25 protein-coding genes and 1 riboswitch are annotated in these 26,312 nt (G+C 51.0%); of the genes, 22 read left to right on the top strand and 3 right to left on the bottom strand.

Annotated features, from left to right (window positions below; translation table 11 throughout):
• Together BMW43_RS04550 and dapF are read right to left on the bottom strand one after the other, a co-directional pair.
• On the bottom strand, positions 1-249 hold a 249-nt coding region (locus BMW43_RS04550), incomplete at its 3' end, for a hypothetical protein (protein ID WP_143050564.1).
• A 165-nt stretch (positions 250-414) separates the two neighbouring features.
• The gene (gene dapF, locus BMW43_RS04545) at positions 415-1,263 is read right to left on the bottom strand and encodes a diaminopimelate epimerase (protein ID WP_091744221.1); all 849 of its coding nucleotides are present in this window, start codon (positions 1,261-1,263) and stop codon (positions 415-417) included.
• A gap of 276 nt (positions 1,264-1,539) precedes the next feature.
• Here dapF and BMW43_RS04540 point away from each other — a divergent pair, with 276 nt between their 5' ends.
• On the top strand, positions 1,540-2,496 hold the full coding sequence (locus tag BMW43_RS04540; protein ID WP_091744219.1) for an AraC family transcriptional regulator: 957 nt from the start codon (positions 1,540-1,542) through the stop codon (positions 2,494-2,496).
• On the opposite strand, the gene BMW43_RS04535 is transcribed toward BMW43_RS04540, so the two are convergent.
• Positions 2,446-3,060, bottom strand: coding sequence for a LysE family translocator (locus tag BMW43_RS04535; RefSeq protein ID WP_091744217.1), 615 nt, complete (start codon positions 3,058-3,060; stop codon positions 2,446-2,448). The genes BMW43_RS04540 and BMW43_RS04535 overlap by 51 nt on opposite strands.
• Before the next feature lie 134 nt (positions 3,061-3,194).
• Between BMW43_RS04535 and BMW43_RS04530 the strand changes: the two genes are divergently transcribed.
• The 21 genes from BMW43_RS04530 to metA all read left to right on the top strand — a co-directional run bounded on the left by BMW43_RS04530 (position 3,195) and on the right by metA (position 26,312).
• Complete coding sequence (locus BMW43_RS04530; protein ID WP_177173459.1) at positions 3,195-4,523, top strand: phenylacetate--CoA ligase family protein; 1,329 nt, start codon at positions 3,195-3,197, stop codon at positions 4,521-4,523.
• Between the two features lie 402 nt (positions 4,524-4,925).
• On the top strand, positions 4,926-6,035 hold the full coding sequence (locus BMW43_RS04525) for an alpha/beta hydrolase (protein WP_091744213.1): 1,110 nt from the start codon (positions 4,926-4,928) through the stop codon (positions 6,033-6,035).
• Positions 6,036-6,249: 214 nt separating this feature from the next.
• Entirely contained in the window at positions 6,250-7,482 is a 1,233-nt protein-coding gene (locus BMW43_RS04520) for an ABC transporter substrate-binding protein (protein ID WP_091744212.1), read from the top strand.
• On the top strand, positions 7,479-8,162 hold the full coding sequence (locus BMW43_RS04515) for a GTP-binding protein (protein ID WP_091744211.1): 684 nt from the start codon (positions 7,479-7,481) through the stop codon (positions 8,160-8,162). Before BMW43_RS04520 ends, BMW43_RS04515 begins: the two co-directional genes overlap by 4 nt.
• A 35-nt stretch (positions 8,163-8,197) precedes the next feature.
• A complete protein-coding gene (locus BMW43_RS04510) occupies positions 8,198-9,238 on the top strand; it encodes an ATP-binding cassette domain-containing protein (protein WP_245732221.1) in 1,041 nt (346 codons plus the stop codon).
• 165 nt (positions 9,239-9,403) lie between these two features.
• The gene (gene nadA, locus BMW43_RS04505) at positions 9,404-10,309 is read left to right on the top strand and encodes a quinolinate synthase NadA (RefSeq protein ID WP_245732220.1); all 906 of its coding nucleotides are present in this window, start codon (positions 9,404-9,406) and stop codon (positions 10,307-10,309) included.
• A gap of 1 nt (position 10,310) precedes the next feature.
• The gene (nadB, locus tag BMW43_RS04500) at positions 10,311-11,903 is read left to right on the top strand and encodes an L-aspartate oxidase (protein WP_177173458.1); all 1,593 of its coding nucleotides are present in this window, start codon (positions 10,311-10,313) and stop codon (positions 11,901-11,903) included.
• A complete protein-coding gene (gene nadC, locus BMW43_RS04495) occupies positions 11,900-12,730 on the top strand; it encodes a carboxylating nicotinate-nucleotide diphosphorylase (RefSeq protein ID WP_091744208.1) in 831 nt (276 codons plus the stop codon). The genes nadB and nadC overlap by 4 nt, the downstream gene beginning before the upstream one ends.
• A gap of 545 nt (positions 12,731-13,275) precedes the next feature.
• Entirely contained in the window at positions 13,276-13,833 is a 558-nt protein-coding gene (locus BMW43_RS04485) for an RNA polymerase sigma factor (RefSeq protein WP_091744206.1), read from the top strand.
• A gap of 14 nt (positions 13,834-13,847) precedes the next feature.
• Positions 13,848-14,846, top strand: coding sequence for a hypothetical protein (locus BMW43_RS04480; protein ID WP_143050562.1), 999 nt, complete (start codon positions 13,848-13,850; stop codon positions 14,844-14,846).
• A gap of 334 nt (positions 14,847-15,180) precedes the next feature.
• Positions 15,181-15,879 carry an SIMPL domain-containing protein gene (locus tag BMW43_RS04475; protein ID WP_091744204.1) on the top strand — a complete coding sequence of 233 codons (699 nt, stop codon included), beginning with the start codon at positions 15,181-15,183 and terminating at the stop codon, positions 15,877-15,879.
• Between the two features lie 181 nt (positions 15,880-16,060).
• Entirely contained in the window at positions 16,061-16,549 is a 489-nt protein-coding gene (locus BMW43_RS04470; RefSeq protein ID WP_091744203.1) for a hypothetical protein, read from the top strand.
• Between the two features lie 309 nt (positions 16,550-16,858).
• Complete coding sequence (locus tag BMW43_RS04465) at positions 16,859-17,533, top strand: response regulator (protein WP_091744202.1); 675 nt, start codon at positions 16,859-16,861, stop codon at positions 17,531-17,533.
• A 2-nt stretch (positions 17,534-17,535) separates the two neighbouring features.
• On the top strand, positions 17,536-18,792 hold the full coding sequence (locus tag BMW43_RS04460; protein WP_091744201.1) for a sensor histidine kinase: 1,257 nt from the start codon (positions 17,536-17,538) through the stop codon (positions 18,790-18,792).
• Between the two features lie 295 nt (positions 18,793-19,087).
• Entirely contained in the window at positions 19,088-19,507 is a 420-nt protein-coding gene (locus BMW43_RS04455) for a bacteriohemerythrin (RefSeq protein WP_091744200.1), read from the top strand.
• Between the two features lie 61 nt (positions 19,508-19,568).
• Positions 19,569-19,669, top strand: a riboswitch (purine riboswitch).
• 414 nt (positions 19,670-20,083) lie between these two features.
• The gene (locus BMW43_RS04450) at positions 20,084-20,662 is read left to right on the top strand and encodes a xanthine phosphoribosyltransferase (RefSeq protein ID WP_091744199.1); all 579 of its coding nucleotides are present in this window, start codon (positions 20,084-20,086) and stop codon (positions 20,660-20,662) included.
• Between the two features lie 46 nt (positions 20,663-20,708).
• Complete coding sequence (locus tag BMW43_RS04445) at positions 20,709-22,010, top strand: nucleobase:cation symporter-2 family protein (protein WP_091744198.1); 1,302 nt, start codon at positions 20,709-20,711, stop codon at positions 22,008-22,010.
• Positions 22,011-22,327: 317 nt separating this feature from the next.
• On the top strand, positions 22,328-22,711 hold the full coding sequence (locus BMW43_RS04440; protein WP_091744197.1) for a MerR family transcriptional regulator: 384 nt from the start codon (positions 22,328-22,330) through the stop codon (positions 22,709-22,711).
• Between the two features lie 52 nt (positions 22,712-22,763).
• Positions 22,764-23,876: an MBL fold metallo-hydrolase gene (locus BMW43_RS04435; protein ID WP_091744196.1), complete on the top strand. Its 1,113-nt coding sequence runs from the start codon at positions 22,764-22,766 to the stop codon at positions 23,874-23,876.
• A 152-nt stretch (positions 23,877-24,028) separates the two neighbouring features.
• A complete protein-coding gene (locus BMW43_RS04430; RefSeq protein WP_245732219.1) occupies positions 24,029-25,111 on the top strand; it encodes an AEC family transporter in 1,083 nt (360 codons plus the stop codon).
• Between the two features lie 244 nt (positions 25,112-25,355).
• Positions 25,356-26,312, top strand: a complete 957-nt coding sequence (metA, locus tag BMW43_RS04425; protein ID WP_091744195.1) for a homoserine O-acetyltransferase MetA — start codon at positions 25,356-25,358, stop codon at positions 26,310-26,312.

Below are 26,312 nucleotides of genomic sequence, written 5' to 3'. Positions count from 1 at the left end.
ATTTTCCATTTGCAGACGTTTTATGGTTTGTTCCTGCGTTTTCGACTTTTCTGTAGGTCGTCCCTTGGGTAGCGGCGCCGCATGGCGAAGTTCCACCTCCTTGCGCAGACCGCACCAGCTTTGGATGGCATATCGACTGATTCCATATTGTCTGCTTAATTCGCGTATGCTAATCCCTCTACGATACCCCTGGACTACTATCTCTTTCATCTCCTGGCCATACCGTGACATCCCTTTTTTCCCTGACATGACAAAACCTCCAGTCGTAATTCTATCCTACGACTGGAGGCTTTTTCTTTCAATGTCCATTTTTCCTGCTCCGGTTCAAGGGTCTTTGCCGGCTTCTTCTCCAACGGTTGAAAATAGTTGACAGAGCGTTGAAGTTCCGACGTGGGAAATGGCTGCTTAAGCCGGTTATGAGCGGGACAGTAGAGTTTCAGACAAGGTCCCCTGATAAACGGCAGTGACAGGGCCGGTCATATAAATGTCGCCGGTGATGGTGAGGGCGATGCGAAGAGTACCGCCGGGCATGATGACGGTGACGTTCCGGTCGATCAGGCCCAGCCGGTAGGCGGCGCTGGCGGCGGCGCAACTGCTGCTGCCCGAGGCCAGCGTATAGCCGGCGCCCCGCTCCCAGATTTCAATCTGAATGGTGCTGCGGTCAAGTACTTTTAAGAGCTGCAGGTTAATTCGGTGGGGGAACAGCGGATGGTTTTCGATAACCGGTCCGAGCTGTTCGGCCAGTTCCCGCGAGATGTCGGGCAGCGGAATCACACAATGCGGATTGCCTACAGAAAGGCAGGTAATGGCGTAGGAGCAGCCTAAAACGCTGAGCGGTTCGGCGACCACTTCGCGGTCCGGGCCAGCCACCGGTATAGCCGTACTGCTAAAAGTGGCGGTGCCCATATTTACTTTGATCAGGCTGGCGCGGGCATCAAGAATTTCAACACCGACCTTGCCGCCGGGCGTAAAGAGGTCGAAGGAACTGTCTTTTAGATAACCGGCATCGAAGAGATAACGGGCAAACATCCGGATGCCGTTGCCGCTTTTCTCGGCTTCACTGCCGTCGGGATTGAGTATCCGCAAATGAATGCCGTCTTCCTGAAAGAACGGCCCGTACAGAATGCCGTCCGAACCGATGCCGAAATGACGGTGGCATAAGAGACGAATGGTCTCTGCGGTTAAGGGCAGAGCGGTTTTATTCGGGTCGAGGATAATATAGTCGTTGCCTAGTGCGTGGTATTTATAAAAATCAACAGTCATGAACCATTCCTCCTGGCTGGGAGCTGCCTGCGCCTTATGAGCCGGAACCCCCTGCGGTAATCAGACAAATGCCGTTAATAACAAGCTGTCCCGGAGGTTGGTCGTCTCCGGGATTGCGCGGGTTGGGAACGGTTGATTCCCTCAAGCTTGTTATTGCTAGCTTTAGTATAGCAACAGTGTGTGGTAAAAACATTGCATAACCTGCGGGAAAGGTGGTAAATACTGCTATGGCGAATAGTAAGGGAAATACTGATAGAGAGCGGTGAGCGAGCTAGCATGGACAGTGAAACTCAGTTTTCTCCGGCAAAACGGGGTTACCTTTTGCAGGAGGTCAGCTTTTTTAATTTATCGGACAGCAAAAAGCTGCAGATTGAATCGCACTATCATGATTTTCATAAAGTAATTATCTTTTTGTCAGGGAAAGTCACCTATTGTGTGGAAGGGGTTGCCTATCCGCTAAAGCCCTGGGATGTGGTGCTGGTCCATCAGGACAGCGTTCACAACCCGGTCATTGACCCTGCCTTGCCATACCGGCGCATGGTGCTGTGGCTTAAACCGTCTTTTTTGCAAAGCGGCGGTGTGGCTGGTGATGATTTGCTGACCTGCTTCAGCCTGGCGCAACAGAACAAAAACCATGTGTTGCGAATGACCCAGGATATGCTGCCGGTGATTAAGGGCCTGGTGGGCCAGATCGACGCGACCTGTGCCGACAGGCAGTTTGGCGACGCCATTTTGCGCAATGCACTGCTCCTGCAGTTGCTGGTACATATCAACAGGCTGATGTTGTTGCGGCAGGACGGCACTACGCCGGCCGGCGTTCAGCAGGATGAAAGTATCGGTGAGGTACTGCGCCATATCGACGAGCATCTGGCCGAGGATTTGTCTGTTGAAAAGCTGGCGGCAGAGTTTTTCTTGAGCAAATATCACTTTATGCGCAAATTTAAGCAGCACACCGGCTACAGTGTGCACAGCTATGTCCTGCAGAAACGGCTGATCAGTGCCGGCCGGCTGATCCGGGAGGGCAACCCGGTCATGCTGGCTTGCCTGGAAAGCGGTTTTAGCGATTATTCCAACTTTACCCGGTCCTTTAAAAAGGTGTACGGTCTTTCGCCAAGGAAATATCAGGGATTGGCGCAACAAAACAATAATACCCTGTTGCCGGAGCAGGCGGTGCAAGGGGCGTTACAGCTCCAGGATGGAAACGATGCCAAGCAGCACGATGAGCACTCCTGACAGCCGGTTGATTTTGACAATGACCTTGTCTGTTATCCGGTTGCGGAAGCAAGCGGCCAAACCTGTCAGCGTGAGCCACCATAGCGCCGAGCCGGTAAAGACGGCCAGCGCGGCCAGGACGGTTGCTGTCAGACTGGTGATTCTACCGGCGATGCCGAGAGTCGAAAAGACGGCTAAAAAGGCAAAAATGGTAAAGGGGTTGGTTAAGGTCAGGACAAAGACTTTGCCCGCCAGGCGCAGTAGGCTGTGGGGGGAAGGACGGACTTCTTCGCGGCAGGGCGCCGCACTCTGGAAAGTCCGGTAGCCCAAATAGATGATCAACAGCCCGCCAACCCAGCGCAGCAATGAGACATGGCGGAGGATGAAATCGGTAAACACGTGAAGGCCGGCCGCCGCGATGTAGGCAAAGAGCGCATCGGCCAGGGCGGCGCCCAGTCCGGCAGCCAGTCCGCTCAGACGGCCTTCGCTGAGCGTCCGTTTCAGGCAGATCAGGTTGACGGGACCGATGGGGGCGGCCAGTAAGAAGCCGCTGAGCATGCATTTTAGGAACAGTAGGGAATGCATAAGGTGTGCCTCCTAAAGACTCTGCAAAAGGATTCCTGCAGACCGGTATGGTAACAGCCCTCGCCGCGTATAAGGAGAGGCGGAGGGGATATAACTATAGAGGAAATCAAACGGGGACTACAGGAGAGAAACTGATGATTGCTGAAGTGATTGACAGAACGCTGCGCCGTTTCGAGGATCAAAATTGCCGGCCGGCGGCGGTCAAACGGGCCGGGGCTTTTTTTAAACATACGGTGGAGCAGGGACTCAGGCCCGGCTTTATTGATGCGGTCCAGGAATTGCGGCTGCGCCATACCCTGCGATATGTGCAGGAGCGGTCGCCCTTTTACCGGCGCTTATTTAAAGAATATGCCATTAAGGCGGAAACCATACGGACAGTCACTGATTTAGCGCAGCTTCCCTTTACGACGGCAGCGGATATCCGGCAATGGCGGGATTTTCTTTGTGTGCCGGAGGACCGGCTTTCGGCTGTTTTTACCACCTCCGGTACAACGGGGGAGCCGAAGCGGGTCTATTATACCTTCCGGGAAATGCAGGCCTTATCCAACTTGTACGGCATGACCATCCGGATGGTCCACAGCGGCAGACTGGTGGCGCTGATTGCTTTGCCAATCGGGCATGGGCTTTGGATCGGCGGGGCCAGCGTGCAGCGTGCCGTAGAGCGGGCGGGTGGACTGCCGCTGATGGTGGGAGCCGACAATCCTGCTGAGACGGTGACCTGGCTGAAGCGTTTTTCACCGGATATGATTTTTTCCTCTCCTTCTTATATGACTGCCGTTACCCGGGAAGCGCAGCAATTGGGGTACCGCATACCGGTCGGTAAAATTGCTCTCGTCGGGGAACGGCTGACGGCGGAGCATAAGGCTTTTTTTCAGGAATACTGGGGGGCGGCCGTGTTTGATATTTACGGCTCCACCGAGATTGGCAGCGCTCAAACCATTTCTTTGCCGGGCTGTCAGGCTTTTCATATTAACGATTTGCATCTGGTAACAGAAATTATTGATCCTGCCACAGGACAGCCGGCTCAGGAAGGCGAACTGGTATTTACCACGTTGCGGCGGGACGGAATGCCCTTTATCCGCTACCGGTCGGGCGACCGGGGGAGCTGGGCTACCTGCCCGTGCTGGCTGCCGTTAAGGGCCGTCCATATCGGGGGACGAACCGACGATATGATTGTAGCCGGGGATATGAACCTCTATGGCCGGGTTATCGCCGATGCTGTCGGTAAAGTTCCTAAAACTACCGGACGCATATTGGTAAGGGTAGAAAAAGCGGGTCTTGTTGATCAACTGACGGTACAGGTGGAAGGACAGCCTGATGAAATTTTGGTACAAGCCGCTTTGCAGAAGGCCTATCCTGAATTGGCGGTAAATATGAAAAATGGAAATTTGCAGTTAGTTATTGAACCTATATCCAGTCTTGGCCAACAAATTAAGGATATTAGAGTCAGGGATTTGCGCTGAGTTGATACGCTGCATGCGTTATGCCGGGAAAGCTACATGTCTTTTAAGAGCTTTCTTCTAGAGAAGTTCCGATTAATGTTCATAAAGGGAGCAATTTTGAGGGATATGGCCTTAAAATTGCTCTTTTTTTCCACCTAGCAATGTATTTTCTTCATCATAGGCTTTTTACCTATATCTTTGATTGAAGATTTCGGTTCCAGCTTTTATAATGAAAATATTGGTAAGGAAATTATTGGGTATCCGGCAGTCGGATTGCTGAATCATAAGAGGGGGATGAGAAAGGAAAAAGCAGCCATACGTTTGAAAAAGTGACTGATGGTAGAAAATCTGTCATTCTCTTTCGGTGTTACAGGTAATGGGTGTAGTTAAGGAAAAACCGGATTATCTGAAGGAGGAATTTTCATGGATTTCAAAAAAGTCTCAGGATTATTCATAGTAGTGGTTGCAGTCATTTTAATTATGGGCAGTCTTATGGATACACCGGATGCCAATCCTGTCAGTGCAACACAGGGACAGTTACTTACCAAAAAGATCGATGCACCTTCGTTAAAAAACAATATGATTGATGAAAGCTTACAGCAGGAAATTACTGTTTTTCTTCCCAAATCCTATGAAGAAACTAAAAAAAACTATCCAGTAGTATATTTTTTACCCGGGTATGATGATAGTTTTGTTAATTACGGCCATGTTGTTACCCGCGGGATGAGCCAATTGATCGCAAATAAAAAAATTAATGAAATGATTGTTGTGACCGTGAATGGACGGAACAAACTAAAAGGCAGCTTTTATGTTAATTCTCCGGTTACCGGTAACTGGGAAGACTTTGTTGTACAAGACGTTGTTACCTATATGGATGAAAATTTCAGGACAATTAAGCAAGCCGGTTCCCGGGGCATTGCCGGTCATTCCATGGGAGGTTTTGGGGCGATTTCTATTGCTATGCATCACCCGGAGATCTTTGGCTATGTATATAGTATGAGTCTGGGCTTGTTTGCTGCAGAGGGTATCGGTAAAACTAACTTGGATTTTTCCGTTGCCAATTCCTACGCAGGTAAATCAAAGCAGGAAGCTCGTGCAGAATATATCAAGGAAATGAACGATTTGCGATGGCCGAAGAATTTTTCGTTTGCTTATGGTTCGGCTTTTGCGCCGGACCCGGAAGGGGATGCTCCGTATATAAAAAAGGTTTCGGTTAACTCGCTGCAAAACAGCAATTATTCGCGGGATGGAGCCTGGAAAGCCTGGAACGCCGGATTTGGTGAGATCGCAGATAAGGTGGACAGCTACGAAACTAATTTAAAGAAATTAAAAGATATAACCATAGAATATGGAAGTCAAGATGAATTTGCCTGGATTCCGGAAGGTTGCCAAGCTTTTTCGGAGGAATTGACCAAAAAGGGTATCAAGCATAAGCTTATATCTTTTGAGGGCAATCATCATGGACAAACAAACGACAGACTTATTCAGGAAGTTCTGCCATTTTTCTCGGACAGAATGTCCTTTGAAGAGTAATTTGCCCGGCACAGGCTGAGCTGGGATATTGTAAGCAGGGAATTTCCAACAAACAGAATCTTCGTGGACCTTATTGACGCAATATTAAATTTATAGTAGTATGAGGGTAAATTAAATACCTATGACAATGTAGAGTCAATCAACAAAGATGATGTTCTTTGTCGGTTGACTTTTTTCATATACTCCTATAATTGAGAGGCTGGAGGTGGTCTTGGTGCGAAATAACTTACTTGATTCCACAATTTATGATATTGTATCGGCCTATCCGGCGACCCGGGAGATATTTATTCAGAATGGATTTGCTCCTTTTGCCGAAGACAGGGTATTGCGACAGTGGGGTTCTTTGCTAAAACTCAGGACAGCCTTGCAGGCAAAGCGGATACAGGAAAGTTGGTTTCTTTCCCTACTGCAGGATGTTGTCGGGAGAGCCGGCCAGTCGGGGAAGATAAGCCCAAACAGACTTTGTGAGCGGCTGCATTTGCTGGCGCTGTTGCCGTGCCCGCTTAAAGTGCCGATAGAAACCGAATTAACGGAAGTCATAGAACGGATGGAGGCAAATCGGGGGAACCCCTTACAGGTTTGCATTGAATCAAATGCCGACCATTCTATTAAGTTTCTGGATTATGTTAAATTTTTTACCGAACCGGACGAATTGCCTGATATTATTTTGCTTACGGGGTTTCATTTTTTGCTGCGAAGCTTCGTTGAACGTTTTGTTGAAACGGGAATTTTTACTGCCGTGCCCAATCAGGCGGTTAATATGCGAATAACCGGGTCGGAACTGGTCGATCCTGACGGGCACTTTTCTGTCATTGCGGCCAATGCGCTCGTTATGGTAGCAGACCGCAGGCGACTGGGGCAGACCCCGGTCCCGAAGCGTTGGGGTGATCTGCTTAAGCCGGAATATGCCGGTAAAGTCGTCATAAGGGGGCACCGGGAAACTTTCTGCGATATTGTTCAATTGAATTATTATAAGGATTACGGACCGGAGGGCCTTGCCAAGCTGGCGGCAGCCGTCCGCTACGGTCTCCATCCTGCCGAAATGGTAAAAGCGTTAACGAGCCGATCGGCAAAGGTTCCGCCGGTTCATGTTATGCCCTACTTTTTTGCCCGGACGCTGGCAGACAATCCTCATCTGGAACTTGTCTGGCCGGAGGAGGGGGCTTTAGCCTATCCTATTCTTGTTTTGGTTAAGCGGGAAAAAATGAAAGAGTTGCAGGAGCTGACCGAATTTCTCACAGGCCCCCGGGTTGCCCGTATTTGTGCCGCTGCCTCGTTTCCCGCCGTGCATCCGGAAGGCGATTGGGCCGTTCCGCCGGGCGGACGTCTAAAATGGCTTGGCTGGGATTTTGTTAAGAAGCACGACATAGAAACCCTGATAGACCGGTTGAATACCGATTTCCTCCGGTCCCGCCAAGCCGGGGAACGGGAGGGCGGTAAACGATGAAGCTGATTACTGTGGCAGGTCCGCCGGCGGCCGGCAAGACATCGGTCATTATCAAGGTGGCCGGCGCTCTCCAGGCCGCCGGTAAAACGGTGGGGGTCATTAAATTTGACTGCCTTTCCACCCAGGATAAGGAGTTATATGATAAAAAGAACATACCCGTAAAAATCGGGTTATCGGGCAACCTTTGTCCCGATCACTTTTTTGCAATCAATATGGAAGATGCTTTCACCTGGGGGCAAGGACAGGGTTTTGAGTTTTTAATCAGTGAAAGCGCCGGGTTATGCAACCGATGTGCTCCTCATATCCGGGGCGTTACGGCGGTTTGTATCATTGATAATCTCAGCGGCATTCATACGCCACAGAAGGTCGGCCCCATGTTAAAGCTTGCGGATATGATCATCGTCACCAAGGGTGACATTGTTTCCCAGGCAGAACGGGAGGTTTTTGCTTTCCGGGTTAGGCAGGTTAATCCGGGAGCGGTGATTTTGCCTGTAAACGGTTTAACCGGGCAGGGCGCTTATGAGGCCGGTACGTTTTGGAATAAAGCGGAAGACAGGGATACGTTGTCCGGCTGCCGTTTGCGTTTTTCCCTGCCGGCAGCAACCTGCTCTTATTGTTTGGGCCAAACCCAAATCGGCGACAATTATCAAATGGGTAATGTGCGGAAGATGGTCTGGTAATGTTAGCCGGTGTCAAACGCGAGGGGAGGGCATGAATGATGAATGTGTTGATAACCGGTATGACGTTAGGGGAATTGTTTGTCCGGTATCCCTATGCCCGGGACTTTTTTGAGGCCTTTGGCGAATATGAAGCACAAGAAACACTGCCAGTTGCAGATTTTTTTTCCATGCTGGATGACGAGCTTTTAGCCGGCCGGGGGGGTGGACGGGAAGATCTGCCCCGGCAGTTAGCGGAATATCTGGCTTTTATGCAGCAGCTCACAGAGCCTCCGGTGGAAGAGGTCCGGTCAATCACCATCGTTGGTGGCTGGGACAAAAGCGGTGTGCCGGAGAACTGCTGCCTAACCATCCGGCCAGGTGAAATTATTTGTATTGTCGGACCTACCGGTTCAGGCAAGAGCCGTCTATTGGCCGATATCGAATGGCTGGCCCAGGGGGATACGCCTACGGGGCGACGCATTTTAATTAATGGGCAGCCTCCGCCTGGGGCAATACGTTTTTCTGTCGAACAGAAATTGGTGGCGCAACTGTCGCAAAATATGAACTTCATTATGGATTTAACGGTGGAAGAGTTTATTGCTATGCATGCCGGGAGTCGGATGAGGGAAGATGTGGCCGGCATAACTAGGATCATTGTAGAGGAAGCCAACCGGCTGGCGGGGGAAGCGTTTGCCGCCGCTACACCGGTTACTGCGTTAAGTGGCGGACAGTCTCGGGCGCTGATGATTGCCGATACGGCTTTTTTGAGCAGGTCCCCCATTGTGCTGATTGATGAAATTGAAAACGCCGGGATTGACCGCCGGCAAGCTTTGGGGTTGCTGGTTACGCAGCAGAAAATTGTGCTGATGGCAACGCATGACCCGTTTTTGGCTTTATTGGGTGATAAGCGGATTGTAACAGGTAATGGCGGGATTCGCGATGTATTGGACACCAGTGCGAAGGAGCGGGAAAACCTCAGGCTGCTGCAAAGTGTAGATGCTATGTTAAACGGATTGCGTCAGGATTTGCGGTCAGGCAGGCGAGTAGAGCTGGACCAATTGGGGCTGATAGAAGGACTGAAACATGAATTTGGCTGAACCAAGCCGGAAGGAATGGTTGTTTATCTCTAAGAGCGTTACCTGAGATAAATAGCCATTCTTTTTTTATGGATGTGATGTAAAGACAGGTGTATTGACACTATCTTTGTCCGGCGTTACAATGAACGTGAATCAAATACCGTTGAGGGAGAGAGGAAGAAGGCTTTGACAGAGTTAACACAGGAGATTAGAAGGCTCAAGCAGCAAAGAAATGCTGTGATTCTTGCCCATAATTACCAAATCGACGAGGTACAGGCAATAGCTGATTATGTTGGGGATTCTTTCTATCTGAGTCGCCAGGCTGCTACACTGGCTTGTGATGTGATTGTATTTTGCGGCGTCTATTTCATGGCGGAAACGGCCAAGCTGCTTTCACCGGATAAAACGGTGCTGCTGCCCGAGGCGGATGCCGGCTGTCCGCTGGCCGATACGATTACGGCCGAAGACGTACGGGAGTTGAAACGGCTTTATCCCGGCGTGCCTGTGGTTTGCTACATAAACTCTTCTGCGGAAGTAAAAGCGGAGAGCGATATTTGCTGTACTTCGTCCAATGCGGTGCGTATTATCCGCTCATTGCCTGACCGACAGGTGATTTTTATTCCCGATGGCCATTTGGGCGACTATGTGGCTAAACAGGTGCCTGACAAAAAACTCATTTTGTGGCAAGGGAGTTGTGTTACCCATGCCAAAGTCAAACCCGATGATGTTTTGAAAGCCCGCCAGCGACATCCTGAGGCAAAGATTCTCGTGCATCCCGAATGTTCGCCTGAGGTTGTGGCACTGGCTGATTTTGCCGGCAGTACTTCGGAGATCATTCATTATGCGGAGAATTCCGCCGACAAAACTTATCTGATCGGTACGGAAGCCGGTGTATTGTGCCAGTTAAAGACGAGCCGGCCGGATAAGGAATTTTTTCTGCTCCATGCCGGCCTGTACTGTCCTAATATGAAAAAGACCCGTTTGCAGAGTATTTACCAGGCGCTGCTGGATGACCAATACAGCATGAAACTGGATGAGCGGACGGCGAAGCAGGCAACCCGGACTTTACGAAAAATGTTGGAGATGGTTTGAAATGGCGACAAGAGGGTATAGCTGCGGCGCTTTGGCGATAGCTAAGACGGCCGACTGTTTTACTTATGATGTGATTATTATCGGCACAGGAATTGCCGGACTGAGCACCGCCTTATCATTGGATAAACGGCTGCGGGTGGCTTTGATCAGTAAAAACGCGCTGACTGAAAGCAGCACCTATAAAGCGCAGGGTGGCATGGCGGTCGCTGCCGGCAGCGATGACAGTGCCGCCCGTCACGCCGCCGACACATTACGGGTGGGCAAAGGGCTTTGCGTACAGGAGAATGTGGAGCATCTCACACGGGAAGCGATGGCGGCACTGCAATTTCTGCAGGCTGCCGGCACTGACTTTTGCTGTGACGGGCAGGGCCTGCAACTGACCAGAGAAGGCGGCCACAGCCGGAACCGAGTGGCCCATTATCATGATTATACCGGACGTCATATTGCCGAAGCATTGATGAACCAGGCGGCCGACTGCCCACAGATGGATTTTTTCAATAACGCGTTTCTAGTTGATTTACTGACCGATGCACAGGGCACCTGCTGTGGCTGTCTGATCCAAACCGAACAAGCGGTGCTGCAATTACGGGCATCCGCTGTGGTTGTGGCTGCGGGCGGCTACAGCGGAATTTTTGCCCGTTCAACCAATGCCGCCACGGCGAGCGGTGACGGGATAGCCGCCGCTTACCGGGCCGGGGCGGTCATTGCCGATATGGAATTTGTCCAGTTTCATCCTACGGCGGTAATCCTGCCGTCAGGCAAGGTGTTTTTGCTAAGTGAGGCACTGCGGGGTGAAGGGGCGGTGCTGCGCAATACGTCAGGCGAGCGCTTCATGCCGCGCTATCACGAAGATGGCGAGCTGGCACCGCGAGACGAGGTATCCAGAGCCATGCTGGCTGAGATGAAGCGCCAGCAAGCGCCGGTTATCTACCTGGACGCCCGCGCTTTACCTAGCGGGCAGCTAACCGAACATTTCCGTTCAATTTATGGCGAGCTGGCAGCGCACGGCTACTGTCTGGAGCGTGATGTCATCCCCGTACAGCCGACCGCTCATTATACCATTGGCGGCATAAAAACCGATGCCTGGGGGCAGACCAGCATACCTTCGCTGTATTCCTGCGGTGAGTCGGCGGCAACCGGGGTGCATGGCGCTAACCGGCTGGCCAGTAATTCCCTCCTGGAAGGCGTGGTTTTCGGCCGCCGGGTGGCCGCCTGCATCAACGATAACTGCCACCTGCCGCCGGGAAAACCCGACTTGTCGGGCACCGGTCTTCCGGTGTATCATCGGGGCATTGACACGGATCTGTTACGTGCCAGGCTGGACCAGGCAGCCGGTGTCATCCGGCAGGGAGAAAAATTGGCCCGGCTTGCGGAATGGCTTTATTCCTGCAGGGAAACAGGGGAGCAAGTCTGGCAGCAGGCCGACTGTTGCCGGGAAAATGCTGCTTTGGTGGCGGAGCTGTTGCTCGAGGCGGCTTTTGTGCGGCAGGAAAGCCGGGGCGGACATTACCGGGCCGATTTCCCGGCAACCAATGACAGCCGGTTTAAAAAACATAGTGAACAGCTATGGGGAAGAAAGGTAAGAATGCAATGAATCCAATCGCATTGGAACAGATTATTAAACAGGCTTTGCTGGAGGATATTGGTGCCGGCGATCTAACCGGTGAGGCAATTTTTAGCGAGGGTCACCAATCGACAGGCCGTTTAATCGCTAAACAACCCTTAATATTGGCCGGAACGGAAGTTTTCCGGAAGGTTTTTCAACAATTGGACAACCGGATTGAACTAGTCTGGAACTGCCGGGAAGGCGATTCCGCAGCGCCCGGGACGGTGTTGGCCAGTTTGCGGGGACCTACCCGGGCGCTGCTTGCCGGTGAACGGGTGGCATTAAATTTTTTGCAGCATTTGACGGGAATTGCCACGGCTACGAAAGACTATGTGCGGCTTTGCAGCGGGACCGGCACCGTGATTGTCGATACAAGAAAAACCACACCGGGTTTGCGGATGCTGGAAAAATACGCGGTTACCGTGGGCGGCGGAAAAAATCATCGCTATGCCCTGGATGCGATGGTGATGATTAAGGACAATCACAGCAAGGCGGCCGGAGGAATTTTACCTGCCGTGCAGGCTGTCCGCCGGCGGATATCACCGTTCATAAAAATAGAGGTGGAAGTGGAGTGCCTGGAGCAGGTGAAAGAAGCGCTGACGGCGGCTGCCGATGTGATTATGCTGGATAATATGGATTTGGATACGGTGAAGCAGGCGGTAGCCTTAATTGATGGCAGTGCTCTTATTGAAGTATCCGGGAATATCACGGAAGAGCGCGTTGCGGCACTGGCCGGGGCCGGTGTGGATGTCATATCCAGCGGTGCCTTGACCCATTCGGTCAGGGCGGCGGATATAAGTCTGAAATTTGAATAGTATTTAAGGAACCGCTGATTTATTCACACAGCGCAGCCTGACGGATCTTTTTCCGCCTGGCTGCGTCAGCCACAAACCTTGAAATAGGGACCGCTATTCCTGCGGTTTTACTTCCTTGCCAGCCGAAAAAATCTCTCGCCAAGCTGGCAGGCTCATTAAATCAGCGGTTCCTTAAGCAAAAGGGACTGGAGCATTAAGGAGAATTCTGCCGTATATTCCTGATATATGGCAGAAGACATTCTTAGTGGGACAGTCCCTTTGTTCAGGTTTGAAGCTGGTGGATTCAGGCTAGCCGGGGCACGGACATTCAGCAGTGCCGGAGCGAGCATAATAAGTAATAAGTCCGGTTTCAGTCCCTTTTCCGATCAGACCGTGGCGGATAGATTAGTTTTGCTGTTAACTTGTTCATATTCTGTTAAAATTAGTGTAGAGAGCCGGGCTATGAGACAGTAAATTTCCGGCCGTTACTTTTATACGGTAGATAGCGTTATCAGTAATAGCGGATAAGTTTTCTTTAAGCTGGAAAGGGGGCGGCGGTTTCGGCGGTGATAGACGAACATATTTTGCTGGCCAAGGCGCAGACGGGAGACCGGGAAGCACTCAACGCCTTGATGACCGAATACTGGCAGCCGGTTTACCGGCTGATATACAGCCGGCTGGCCAACCCGGAAGACGCCAAGGAACTGACCCAGGACACATTTATGAAAGCGTTCCGGGCGTTGCCCGGTTATAAATCGATGGGAGTTTCCTTTAAAAGTTATCTGGGAAAAATCGCGCTTAATTTGGTTACCGACTTCTGGCGGAAGAACGGACGGGCACCGCAGGTAGTCGGACTGGAGGAGTACCAGGAGACCCTGCGGGATAGTGGGGAGAAGCCGGAAGAATATATACTGCGGCGGGAAGGGCAGGAACGGGTAACCGGGCTGTTAAAAAATCTTCCTGAGGAACAACGGCAAGCCATCCGGTTGAGGGTGCTGCTGGGCATATCGGTTCACGACACAGCCGTCCTGATGAATAAGACCGAAGCGGCAATAAAAATGCTGCAGCAGCGCGCGTTGAAGAATTTACGTAGTTTATGCCTGGAAACCGGCATGGTGAAATGAGGTGAAGCTTGATTATGCCAACAGAAGAGGAACGACAACAGGCGGAAGTGCTTTCGCAGGAAATTGATAACTTGACGATAGAAGGCCCCAGGGCGGTTGTAGACCCGGAGGTGGCCGGATTTTTGGCGGTGGCGGATATGATGAAACATGACTGTAGCGGTGATGAAATTCCTCATTCACTGATCGCCGGCATGGCTGATCGCCTGTCGGCGGAATTGAAAACAAAGCGGGAACAGCGTCGCCGGCACCGGTTGTATACCGTGCTGGCCGGCAGTGCAGCAGCGGTGGTACTGGCAGTTGGCGTACAGCTAACCCTGTTCCAGCAAAATAACAATTTGCCACCGGCTGAGCATCTGGAAGCACAAGTGACACCGCCACCGGCGCTGACGGACAAGGCTGCCGGCGAACCGGACCGGACGGTCCCTGGCGGTGAGCCGACGGCCCAGGAAAAGGCGCCGGCTATGCAACCGGACAGGGGATCAAAAACGCAAATAGCTGCCGCTCTTTTGCCTGATACAGTGTTGAATAAGCTGAACGAGGTGGCAGGGGAAGCTAAAGAGGAAGAAAAAAGCGGACAACTGGCCATGAGCGCGGCGGATGTAGCGGCAGAGAAACCGCAGCAGGAGACTCGCCTAATGGCTAAAGCGAGACTGGCCGTTCCGGCCGGCGAAGAGAAGAGCGGCGCTGAGCAGACAATCACCCACCTGCTGGTTTTGCCTGGTCGTACGGCTCAGTCGGTCACTGTTGCTCCTGACCGGAAGCTGGTTGAGCAAGTTTATAAAATGAATGGCCGGGGGGAAATCCGCGTGATCCAGCGGTTGCCCGGCGCCTTGTCGGTGACTGATGCGGCAGGGGCGGCAAGCCGGCAGTCCGGCGTTTCGGCGGCCAAAGACAAGGTGAACCGGGTCACCGTAACCCGTGACGGCTATGAAGTCATGGTGGAAGGACGGCAAACAACGGCGGAACTGAAAAAGTTGGCGGACTCGCTGGTAATCAGGGAAGCTATGCCCTAGGGCGTGTCTTCAAACTATCCGAAACGCTCCCTGACGGCGCTGTTTGTGCCATACTTCATTAAATTTTTTTGAAATAGGAGCCGCCCCTATTTCAAGGTTTTGCTGACGCAGGCAGGCGGAAAAAGATCCGTCAGGACGCACAGTGTGAATTAATCAGTGGTTACCTAAAACAGGCAATAAGGCTCCGGTTTTCCGGCAGCCTTATCGCAATACTGTAAGTATAGAAAATAAATTTGGAAAAACCCGTTACTTTTTATGGCGGCAGTCGTTTTATTCTATGAAGACAACAATGCAGGCTAACCGGTTCGGTTAGACATAACAGGGAGGCAAGAATATGTTGAAAAAAGTGATTTTAGTACTGGCGGCGAGTTTATTGCTGGCCGTGCCGGCATTCGCCAGTGAGGCAACGAAGACAGTGGTTCAGGTAAGCGGCACCAGCCAGCAGGAAGTGACACCGGATACGGCCCGGATCAGTCTGGTGGTAAATTCCATTCAGGATAATATAGAAAAGGCAAAAGCCGACAATGTCCGGCAGGTGAATAAAGTGCTGGCTGCTCTGCGGGAGCAGGGAATCAGCAGCGAACAGATTAAAACAGATACATATCAGATTAATCCGTTATACAATTATGAAAAGGATAAATTACCGGTTTTAAAGGGCTATCAGGTGACACAGCGTATGGAGGTTCGTACCGGTATTGAACAGGCAGGAACTATCATTAATGAGGTCACCCAGGCAGGGGCCAATGAGATAGCCTCCATTCGCTTTGAAACAGCCGATGAAACGGGCAGCAAGGACAAAGCCTTGCAGGAAGCTATTCAGGATGCCCTGCGCAAGGCAGAGGTGATTGCCGGGACGTTGCATAAACGGGTGGCGAACATAACTTTGATTAATGAGTCCGGCGTGTTTTATAATCCGGTCATGCTGGAAACCAGAATGTTTAAAGCGGTCAGCGCCGACAGCGGGGCCCCGAATATTCCGGCCGGAAAAGTTACGGTAGGCGCCAATGTTCAGGTAACCGTAGAATTGGAATAAAAGCTAAAAACTGCTGCACCTATTGGGGGCAGCAGTTTTTCTTTAGCCGGTGATTGGCAGAACTATACAGTGAAGTGTAGGCGTTTTTTAAGAAAGGATTAAAATTTAATGTATATCATTAGGGCCATACCCATTGTGTTTTGTCCAATTGGGTAAGCAATAGAGGAAAAGGGGAATGAGAATGAGACAATCTTTGCATAAAAAAATAGTATGGGGACTGCTAAGCGCGTCCATGGGAGTATGTCTGTTTGCCGCACCGTTGGTGTCGACCGTCCAGGCCAGTGAAAAGACGACCCCCACTACTTATCAAAACAGTACCCAGCCGGACAGTCAGCAGGCTAAAAGCAAGAGTCAGGCGAAACAACTGGAACGTTCCGGTCTTCATATTGCCAATCAGGGAAAAACTCCGCTGGAAGTGGTGAAAAATGCCGCTGCCAAGCTAGGTTTTGATGCCAGAGAAGATGCTTTTAATACAATCAGCCAAACGGAAAGAACCGCGGTGGTAGAGGTGGTTCATGACGGCGACCGTTACCATGTAAACTTGGAAGCTACTTATAAGACGCAAGACAATAACCGCCAGGCCGGAGCCGCGCCAAAAGGTTCGCAGAATAAGCCCAACGCGCAGCAATCTAGTGCCACGTGGACCATTGTTTCCGTGACAAGGAACTAGGTAACCGCTGATTAATTCACGCTGCGCGTCCTGACGGATCTTTTTCCGCCTGCCTGTGTCAGTAAAACCTTGAAATAGAGGCCGCTATTCCTGCGGTTGTACTTCCTTGCCAGGCGAAAAAATCTCTCGCCAGCCCGGCAGGTTCATTTAATCAGTGGTTACCTAGACCAATCTGTCCCTTAAGACAGCATTCCAAAGCTGGCCTTAAGGGACTTTTTCCGCTGCCGGGTCATGCAACTGCAAGTTAGCGGCACCGTGGGGAATAATAAAAAGAAAATTTGGATGAGCCTTCGGCAAGGGGGGATTGTGATGAGAATTCTGGTGGTGGAAGATGACGAGGTGTTGCGGGAGGCCGTAGCCGATATTTTATTGGAAGAAGGGTATGAGGTTGCCTGCGAGGAAGCCGGTGATGAGGGCCTCTATGCCGCCCGACAGGGTATTCATGATCTGTTGGTATTGGATATTATGCTGCCGGAAATCAGCGGGTTGGAGATCGTCCGGACGCTGCGAAGTGAAGGCTGTACCGTTCCCATTTTGCTGTTGACGGCCCGTGACAGTATAGATGACCGTGTGCAGGGGCTGGAAGCCGGTGCCGACGATTATGTGGTAAAACCCTTTGCGATGAGGGAATTGCTGGCCCGGCTTAAGGCATTACTGCGCCGGAAGGGAAATTTGATGCCCGAAGACCGTTTGACCTACGGCAACATCGTGTTAAACAGTGCTCTGCGCGATGCCTGTATTGGTGAAACCTGCCTCGGTCTGGGCAGCAAGGAATACGATATATTGGAGTTTCTTTTGTTAAACAGTGAACAAATTTTAACCAGAGAGCAGGTGTTTGACCGGATTTGGGGGATGAATTCCGATACCGGAATGGGGATTGTCGATATCTATATTCACCATTTGCGGAAAAAACTGGCCCCCTATGGCCAGGACAGGCTGGTTCAGACGGTACGCGGCGTTGGTTTCATGCTTAAGGAGCCGTGAGTATGTTTATACGGACGCTTCGCCGGTTAACCATATTTATTTCGTTGGTATTTCTGCTGATTTTCGGTATGTATATATTGGTGCTGTACGGGTACTTTTCTCACCGGTTATTTGACAATATTGATGAAGCAATGCGGATTCACGCTAATACCTTCCGTCTGGTAAACGGCGAGCCTGCCGCTGTAGGCCAGCCGATTTTCGATCCCCGGATCGTGCTGCTTTTAAGAGGAGACGATGGCCGGACGATTGATTTAAATCCCTATAGAACTGCCCGGGAATTGGAACATCTCAGGGAGATTACCTCGACTGTGGAGAGCGGCGAACTGCAGATGCGGGAATATGAGGGGCACACCTACCGGATCATGCGCTGGCCTTATGTTTATGATCCGGTGTATGGCGCAGACCGGAGCTTTCGGCTGCAGTCGGTGATTATAGTCAGCATTGTGGATTCGGAAGTGCAATTACTGAACAATCTACTGTGGATTTCCTTATTGGGGGTCACTACCGGGACCATCTGTATTGTTCTGGCCAGTTATTTTATTGCCCGGCGGGTCATGGTACCTGTACAAAATGCCTGGGAGCGGCAGCGGCAGTTTGTGGCCGACGCTTCCCACGAATTGCGCTCGCCGGTAACCGGTATTTACAGCAATGCGGAACTGCTTTTGCGCCATCCTGAGCATAGTGTGCAGGAAGAGAGCCGTCGCATTTATTCAATCATGAAAGAGGCGATGCGCATGACCCGCTTGATCAGCAGTCTGCTTACCCTGGCCCGGGCCGACGCCAACACGGAAATGCCGATGACGGTGATTTCGGTCAGTGAAATTGTTGGCGAGGTGCTGGAACTCTTTACCGCGGTTGGGGAAGCCCAGGGAATTGACTGTGTGGCCGAAGTGAAACCGGGAATCCGGGTGCGGGGCAATAAAGACCGGCTCCATCAATTACTGGTCATTTTACTGGACAATGCCTTTAAATACACTCAACCGGGCGGAACGGTCATTGTTGCCTGCCGCCGGGAGGGCAGGCAGGTGCTACTGTCGGTCCGGGATACGGGGATTGGCATGGCGCCGGAGCTTTTGCCGCGTATCTTTGACCGGTTTTTCCGGGCAGATAAAACCCGCAGCCGGGAGACGGGCGGAACCGGGCTGGGCTTAGCTATAGCCAAGTGGATTGTGGATATGCACGGCGGGAAGCTCCAGGTAGCCAGTAAACCGGGTGAGGGCACAATATTTACGGTTCTTTTGCAGGCGGAAAAAGCATAACCGGTAAAAGAATTCTATATTTCATAATTTATTTGTCGAGAATGGCAGGTAAAAGCAAAAGCACAGAGAAATATAATCGCTAACTTAGGTAAGCACTGATTAATTCATACTGCGCATCCTGACGGATCTTTTTCCGCCTGCTTGCGTCAGCAAAACCTTGAAATAGGGGCCACTATTCCTACGGTTTTTCTTCCTTGCCAGCCGAAAAAATCTCTCGCCAGGCCGACAGGTTCATTTAATCAGTGCTTACCTAGCAAATTAGGTTAATAAGATAAATAAAAGGGGTTTGGGAAATATGCCGTTTATCGAATGGAACGAGGAAATGGTATTTGAGATTGCTGATATTGACGCTCATCACGAAAAACTGGTTGATCTGATCAATACTCTGTATGAGCGGGTTTTTGAATGCGAGAATTTGGAACAGGAGCGGGAACTGACAGGCCATATTTTACGGGAGCTAAGAGATTACGCTATATACCATTTTTCGGCGGAAGAGGAATTGTTGAAAGAATGTCATTACCCGGCATACCGGGAGCATAAGCGGGAGCATGATCAGTTTATTTCCCGGGTGGGCGAGCTTTCTGAAGAATATTCCAGAGGTGAGCCGGTCCTTTCCTTTCCAACGTTTATGTTCCTCAAGAACTGGTTGGTCGATCATATATTGCGTAAAGACAGTGATTATGTCGCTTATGTAAAAAAGGACACCGAACTTTGATGGCAAAATTCGACGAATTTTGCTAGAGAGGAATTGACAGGCTGCTGGCAGACTGCTACAATAAGTCACATGTAAATATTCTCGTATAATTTTGGGGATAGGGCCCAGAAGTTTCTACCGGCAACCGTAAATTGCCTGTCTACGAGTGAAAGTGTACCTGAGGTTCCACATGGTTGGGATTTTTTTATTTCCCGCCACGGCTGTGACCGGGTGGTATCAGTGGTTAACACTACACCGAAGGGGATAAAAGCCCTGGCGGGGGACATTTCGCTCATGTTTCATTACGGCGAAGGTCTCCCGTCAGGGCTTTTTTATTGAACAGAGCGCTTTGTTCCTCAACTATCAACGCACCTGGGTAACCAATGATTAATTCACGCTGCGCGTCCTGACGGATCTTTTTCTGCCTGGCTGCGTCAGCAAAACCTTGAAATAGGGACCGCTATTCCTGCGGCTTTACTTTCTTGCCAGACGGAAAAATTTCTCGACAGGTTCAGTTAATCAGCGGTTACCTAGACCGGGCCGTTTCCGTTGGACCGGCAATGCTTGTTCGTTAACCCCGAGACATAAGGAGGCTATATGGAATTATTAAAAAACAGGATTCGGACAGATGGTCTGGTGCTCAATGACTCGCTGCTGAAAGTGGATTCCTTTTTAAATCATCAACTGGACCCGCAGCTTATGTTCAAAATGGGTGAGGAGTTTGCCCGACGGTTTTCCGGCGAAGCCATCACCAGGATTCTGACTATTGAAGCGTCCGGTATTGCCGTGGCGATTATGGCCGGTCTGGTCATGCAGGTACCGGTTGTTTTTGCCCGTAAGAAAAAGTCGGCCGTCACGACAGACGACTTGTATTGCACCAAGGTGTATTCCTTTACGAAAAAAGAAAGCAATGACATTATTGTGGATAAGAAGTTTCTGGCGGCCAACGACCGGGTGTTGATCATTGACGATTTTCTTGCCAATGGGGAAGCCGCGCTGGGCTTGGCCAATATTGTGCAGCAGGCCGGCGCCGCTGTGGTGGGAATCGGTATTGTGATTGAAAAATCCTTCCAGCCGGGGGCCGGCAAGTTGAAGGCGGCCGGTTTCCGTGTGGAATCCCTGGCCCGAATCGCCGCTTTTTCCGGCGGACAGGTTCAGTTTGTACCAGAAGCTTAGAATTACCGGTCTTATTGATTTTATAGTTATTAAATAGGAGGTTATTATGAAACAAACCAATGGAAAAACCCTGTTGCTTGGCGCGCAGCATGTGCTCGCCATGTATGCCGGTGCGATTATCGTACCGTTGATTGTTGGCGGGGCTTTAAAACTGGACGCCACGCAAATGAGCTACATCATCGCCGCCGATTTGCTGACTTCGGGAATTGCCACCTTACTCCAGGCTTGGCGGAATCCCTTTTTCGGCATTGGTCTGCCGGTTGTGCTGGGCTGTACCTTTACCGCCGTGTTTCCCATGATCAGTATCGGAGGCCAGTACGGACTGACAGCCATGTATGGCTCGATCATCTGTTCCGGTCTGTTTGTCGTTCTTATTGCTAATTATTTTTCCAAGCTGGTCAAATTTTTCCCACCCGTGGTAACCGGCTCAGTGGTGACTATTATCGGCGTTACGCTGGTGCCTGTGGCCATTAACAATATGGCCGGCGGTGTGGGCAGTCCGGACTTCGGTTCACTGACTAATTTTGCTCTGGCCTTTGGTACGTTACTATTTATTATCCTGGTCAACCGGTTTACCCAGGGATTTATCCGCTCTATTTCCGTACTGCTGGGCCTCGTTGCCGGCACTTTGGCTGCCGGTTTTATAGGAACGGTATCGCTGGGCAGTGTAGCTCAGGCTTCCTGGTTTAACCTGGTCACACCGCTCTATTTCGGTGTGCCTACCTTTGAACCGAGTGCCGTGATTACGATGATCATTGTAGCCGTTGTTAGTATGATTGAATCGACCGGCGTGTTCATGGCGCTGGGCGAGATTTGCAAACGGGATTTGTCGGAGGACGATCTGGCCCGGGGCTACCGGGCTGAAGGTCTGGCTGTTATGCTTGGCGGACTGTTTAATTCCTTCCCCTATACCACTTTCTCGCAGAATGTAGGCCTGGTGCAGCTTTCAAATTCCAAAACGGCCAATGTGACCATTGTTGCCGGGGGAATGTTGATTTTGTTAGGCTTTATTCCTAAATTCGCCGCTTTGGCGATGATTATACCCAGTGCCGTGCTGGGCGGCGCTATGATTGCCATGTTTGGCATTGTGGTGGCTTCCGGCATTAGAATGCTAAGCAAGGTCGATTTTACCAGCAATGAAAATTTACTGGTTATCGCCTGTTCGGTGACCTTAGGTCTGGGCGTGACCGTGGTGCCCAATCTGTTTGCCAAGCTGCCGCCGCTGCTTAAGATGTTTTTTGAAAATGGCATTGTAACCGGCGCGCTGACAGCGGTCATTTTGAATATCCTTTTAAACATGACAGCCGGAAAAAGCGTGACACAGCCTAAGCTGACAGTGCACGGATAAGTAAGACGGTTCTTTATAACTCAGCCCTGACTTCGCAATAACGGAGCCAGGGTTAATTTTTTTCTTGACTTAGAGTAAACTCCAAGTGATAAAGTAAAGCTATATAGTGTGGTGCCGAAAGGCAAATATTTCAGGGACCGCTGATTTAATGAACCTGCCGGTCTGGCGAGAGATTTTTTTCATCAGGCAAGGAAGCAAAACCGCGGGAAAAGCTTCGCTATTTCAAGGTTTTGCTGACGCATCAGGCGGAAAGGGATCCGTCAGAACGCGCGGTGTGAATTAAGCAGAGGTCCCCGACAGATAGAGGGGTGAGCGGTTTGAATATCGCTGAAGTCAGTAGAAAATTTGATCTTTCCCAGGACACACTTCGCTATTATGAGCGAATTGGTTTGCTTCCCAGTGTGCCTCGCAATAAAAGCGGCATCCGGGACTATTCGGAGGAAGACTGCCGGTGGGTGGAGTTCATTAAATGCATGCGCAATGCCGGATTGCCGATTGAAGTGCTGATTGAATATGTGACGCTTTTTCAGCAGGGCGAGGATACGGTGGCCGCCAGGAAAGAGCTGCTGCTTGAGCAGCGCAAGCAGTTATTGGCCCGGATGGAGGATATGCAGAGCACGCTGGAACGGCTTAATAAGAAAATTGATCGTTACGAACAGTCGGTTATTGTTAAAGAACAGGAATTAAAAAAGACGCACTGAAGCTGCTGTTATTTTGCGCAGACTAAACAGGATGGGAGACCGTTACAGAGCGATGGGTAAAGAACTGGTCATATTATTTTTGCTGATGAGCGGCGGGGTGGCGGCGTTTATCTGGCTGTATCTGAGACAACCGCAGTTTGGCCGGCTGCCGGCCGGAAGTTATCTGAAAAAATTGGAGGCGTCTTCCCATTATGTCAACGGGCAGTTTAAAAACCTGCTGCCCACGCCAATGCTGGTGGAGGACACCAGCCTGATCAGCTCGCTGGCTAAATTTGTGTTGGCCCAAAGGGAACGGCCGGTTCCGAACGAACCTGTTCCTTCGGCTAAGGTTGATTTACTGACACTGGATAGCAGGCAGGATATGGTCATTTGGCTGGGCCATTCTTCGTACTTTTTGCAGCTTGGCGGCCGGCGAATCCTCATTGATCCGGTGTTCAGCTCCTATGCATCGCCGGTTTCCCTGGTGAATAGGGCTTTTGCCGGAGCGAATCCCTATGCTCCGGACGATATGCCCGGGATCGATTGCCTCTTAATTTCACACGACCACTGGGATCATCTTGACTATCCAACCGTTATGGCCCTGCAAAGCAAGATCGGACAGATTGTCTGTCCCCTTGGCGTGGGTGGCTACTTCTCGCAGTGGGGCTTCGCGCCGGAGTGTATCCACGAAGGCGACTGGTTTGACCGGGTGGAAGTAGCTGAGGACTTGGCGGTAGAGCTGCTGCCGGCCCGGCATTTTTCCGGCCGCCTGCTGACCAGGAACAGAACTTTATGGGCCGGTTTTGCCTTGCTTGCCGCGCAGCGACGGGTGTACTACAGCGGTGATGGCGGTTATGGACCACATCTGAGAGAGATTGGCGACAGGTTCGGTGGTTTTGACCTGGCGATCATGGAAAACGGGCAGTATGATCAACGTTGGCGTTATATTCACATGCTGCCGGAAGAGGTCGCTCAGGCGGCTGTCGATATCCGGGCCCGGGCCGTACTGCCGGGGCACACGGCGAAATTTGCCCTGGCCAACCATCCCTGGGATGAGCCGTTCCGGCGGATTACGGCGGCCAGTCAGGATAAGCCATACCGGTTGCTGACTCCGGTCATTGGTCAGCCGGTGCTGCTTGATGATAAAGAGCAGCCGTTCAGCCATTGGTGGGAAACAATCCGATAGTTTATAAACAGTGTAACCCTGGCGGTGAGCTGAAAGATTCTGGGAAATGCCCTGTAACGAGCCTATCCCAGGTGAAAACCAGATAACAACAACAGCCAAGGCTGCCGTAATCCGGCTGGCTTGGCTGTTGTTGTTTATACCGGAGGCAGGCCGTGTGGCGCAGGGTACAGGAAAAAGCTGCCGGTTTGGTGTATACTATTAAGTATATTTGCAAGGAGGGAATTAAGTATTCCGATTATATACTGGCGAGGATAGGTGGCATGGAAAACATGGCTGTTTTTTTGTATATATTAAGCTACAATATCATACCCATTTGTTTGTTGATTTTGCTGGGTTTTCTGCTAGGTAAGCGATTCAGGCTGGATGTGTTTACCCTTAGTAAGCTTAACTTTTATCTGTTTACCCCGGCCTTTTTATTTGTGAACTTATATAATACCAGCTTTCACTGGGATCTCTTGCAGGTGGTCTTTTGCGGATTTTCCCTGATTTTGGTTAACGCCCTGCTGGGGGAGGTGATCGGACGGTATCGCAACTACGAACGGAGCTTTACCAACGCTTTTAAGAACTCGATCATGTTCAGCAATGTGGGGAATATCGGTCTGGCTCTGGCTACGTTGATTTTTTCCGGCGAACCGTTTCTGGTGGATGGGAAGACGCCGTATCTGGATACGGCGGTTGCCGCTCAGATTATGGTACTGATTATGCAAAATATCTGCGTGAACACCTGGGGGTTTTTTAATGCCGGCCAGGCCCGGCTCAGCGGCAGGCAGGCGGTGCTGCAGATGCTGCGGATGCCTCCCATTTATGCGTTGCCGCTGGTTGTGCTTTGCCGGGCAGGAAATTTTGCCGTGGAGCAGACCTTTCTGTGGCCGGCGCTTTCCTATCTGCGGGACGGAATGGTGCCCTTGATTTTAATTACGCTGGGGGTGCAGTTGTCGCAATCGGTTTTTCACTTTGCCAGTGGCGATGTGTATCTTGCGGTAGCTATCCGGCTTGTCGGCGGGCCGCTGCTGGCCATGGCGGGCATCGCTCTCTGGGGGCTCAGCGGCGTCGCAGCGCAGATTATGCTGATTGCCAATGCCGTACCTACGGCGGTGAATACGGCCCTGATCGCCGTTGAATGCAGGAACTGCCCGGAATTTGCGGCACAGACGGTCATGGTGTCTACTTTGCTTAGTGTTTTGACCCTGACCTTTTTTATTTTCCTGGCCCGGCTAATCTATCCCGTCGCTTAACAGTGAAACAGCAAACAAGTGCTGCGGTCACTGTTTACGACATTCCTGCTTGAACAGTGGCCGGTGTCGAGAGTATAATGGTTATAATTATAAACAGCCATCACCGCGTTGGGCCGCCGATGCGGCAACAAGCGGCTGCCATACATAGCGGAACGGCAAAAGGGCTTTATCTGCCGGTCGGGCGGATAAAACCCTTGGGGTGTTTTCGCGCAAGTGGACTAAGGTGCGAAGGGGAGATGAACCAATGCCGATTAAGATTCCTAATAATTTGCCTGCTGTGCACACGCTTGAGCAAGAAAATATTTTTACCATGGATGAAGACCGCGCTTACGCGCAGGATATCCGTCCGCTGCGCATCTTGCTGCTAAATCTGATGCCGACCAAAATTGTTACCGAGACGCAGTTGCTCCGGCTTCTGGGCAACTCACCGCTGCAGGTGGAGTTTGATTTTATGTATACGGCAACGTATGAACCGAAAAACACGCCGCAGGAGCATCTGGTCAAATTTTACGAGACCTTTGACGCAGTTAAAAACCGCAAATATGACGGCATGATTATTACCGGGGCGCCGGTGGAGCAAATTCCCTTTGAAGAGGTGGCCTACTGGGAGGAACTGTGCGCCATTATGGACTGGAGCCGGAAGAATGTGTATTCGACGCTGCATATTTGCTGGGGTGCCCAGGCCGCGCTCTATCATTACTATGGAATTCCTAAATATCCGCTTAAACAAAAAATGTTTGGCGTCTTTGCCCATACGGTGAATATCAAGGAAAAGATGTTATTCCGCGGCTTTGATGACGTATTTTACGTGCCCCATTCCCGGCATACCGAAGTAAGGCGGGAAGATATCGAAAAAGTCCCGGACCTGACGATTTTATCCGAGTCGGAAGCAGCCGGCATTTATGCCGTAATAGATAAAAAACGCCGCCATTTCTTCATTACCGGTCATTCAGAGTATGACCCGCTGACGCTGAAGGCGGAATATGACCGCGATATCAGCCAGGGACTGTCTGTTCAGGTGCCGGTTAATTACTATCCTGAGGATGATCCGACACAGACGCCTGTGGTGCGTTGGCGCAGTGCCGCCAATTTGCTGTTCACCAATTGGCTGAACTATTATGTATATCAGGGAACGCCGTTCGATTTGAATAAACTCAATGATGAAGGCGAGTTAAACGGCCTTTTTGGAGATGGAATCTAA

This window comes from Propionispora vibrioides (assembly GCF_900110485.1).
Classification (GTDB): Bacteria; Bacillota; Negativicutes; order Propionisporales; family Propionisporaceae; genus Propionispora; species Propionispora vibrioides.
This window is presented reverse-complemented; position numbering and strand designations above follow the sequence as displayed.

Bases quoted from the DNA above. Each gene is read 5' to 3' on its own strand.
- dapF (WP_091744221.1), bottom strand. From the start codon at position 1,263: ATGACTGTTGATTTTTATAAATACCACGCACTAGGCAACGACTATATT.
- BMW43_RS04475 (WP_091744204.1), top strand. From the start codon at position 15,181: ATGTTGAAAAAAGTGATTTTAGTACTGGCGGCGAGTTTATTGCTGGCC.
- nadC (WP_091744208.1), top strand. From the start codon at position 11,900: ATGAATCCAATCGCATTGGAACAGATTATTAAACAGGCTTTGCTGGAG.
- BMW43_RS04525 (WP_091744213.1), top strand. From the start codon at position 4,926: ATGGATTTCAAAAAAGTCTCAGGATTATTCATAGTAGTGGTTGCAGTC.
- BMW43_RS04450 (WP_091744199.1), top strand. From the start codon at position 20,084: ATGGAATTATTAAAAAACAGGATTCGGACAGATGGTCTGGTGCTCAAT.
- BMW43_RS04465 (WP_091744202.1), top strand. From the start codon at position 16,859: ATGAGAATTCTGGTGGTGGAAGATGACGAGGTGTTGCGGGAGGCCGTA.
- BMW43_RS04435 (WP_091744196.1), top strand. From the start codon at position 22,764: ATGGGTAAAGAACTGGTCATATTATTTTTGCTGATGAGCGGCGGGGTG.
- BMW43_RS04480 (WP_143050562.1), top strand. From the start codon at position 13,848: ATGCCAACAGAAGAGGAACGACAACAGGCGGAAGTGCTTTCGCAGGAA.
- BMW43_RS04530 (WP_177173459.1), top strand. From the start codon at position 3,195: ATGATTGCTGAAGTGATTGACAGAACGCTGCGCCGTTTCGAGGATCAA.
- BMW43_RS04445 (WP_091744198.1), top strand. From the start codon at position 20,709: ATGAAACAAACCAATGGAAAAACCCTGTTGCTTGGCGCGCAGCATGTG.
- BMW43_RS04510 (WP_245732221.1), top strand. From the start codon at position 8,198: ATGATGAATGTGTTGATAACCGGTATGACGTTAGGGGAATTGTTTGTC.
- BMW43_RS04460 (WP_091744201.1), top strand. From the start codon at position 17,536: ATGTTTATACGGACGCTTCGCCGGTTAACCATATTTATTTCGTTGGTA.
- BMW43_RS04535 (WP_091744217.1), bottom strand. From the start codon at position 3,060: ATGCATTCCCTACTGTTCCTAAAATGCATGCTCAGCGGCTTCTTACTG.
- BMW43_RS04470 (WP_091744203.1), top strand. From the start codon at position 16,061: ATGAGACAATCTTTGCATAAAAAAATAGTATGGGGACTGCTAAGCGCG.
- metA (WP_091744195.1), top strand. From the start codon at position 25,356: ATGCCGATTAAGATTCCTAATAATTTGCCTGCTGTGCACACGCTTGAG.
- BMW43_RS04515 (WP_091744211.1), top strand. From the start codon at position 7,479: ATGAAGCTGATTACTGTGGCAGGTCCGCCGGCGGCCGGCAAGACATCG.
- BMW43_RS04455 (WP_091744200.1), top strand. From the start codon at position 19,088: ATGCCGTTTATCGAATGGAACGAGGAAATGGTATTTGAGATTGCTGAT.
- nadB (WP_177173458.1), top strand. From the start codon at position 10,311: ATGGCGACAAGAGGGTATAGCTGCGGCGCTTTGGCGATAGCTAAGACG.
- BMW43_RS04540 (WP_091744219.1), top strand. From the start codon at position 1,540: ATGGACAGTGAAACTCAGTTTTCTCCGGCAAAACGGGGTTACCTTTTG.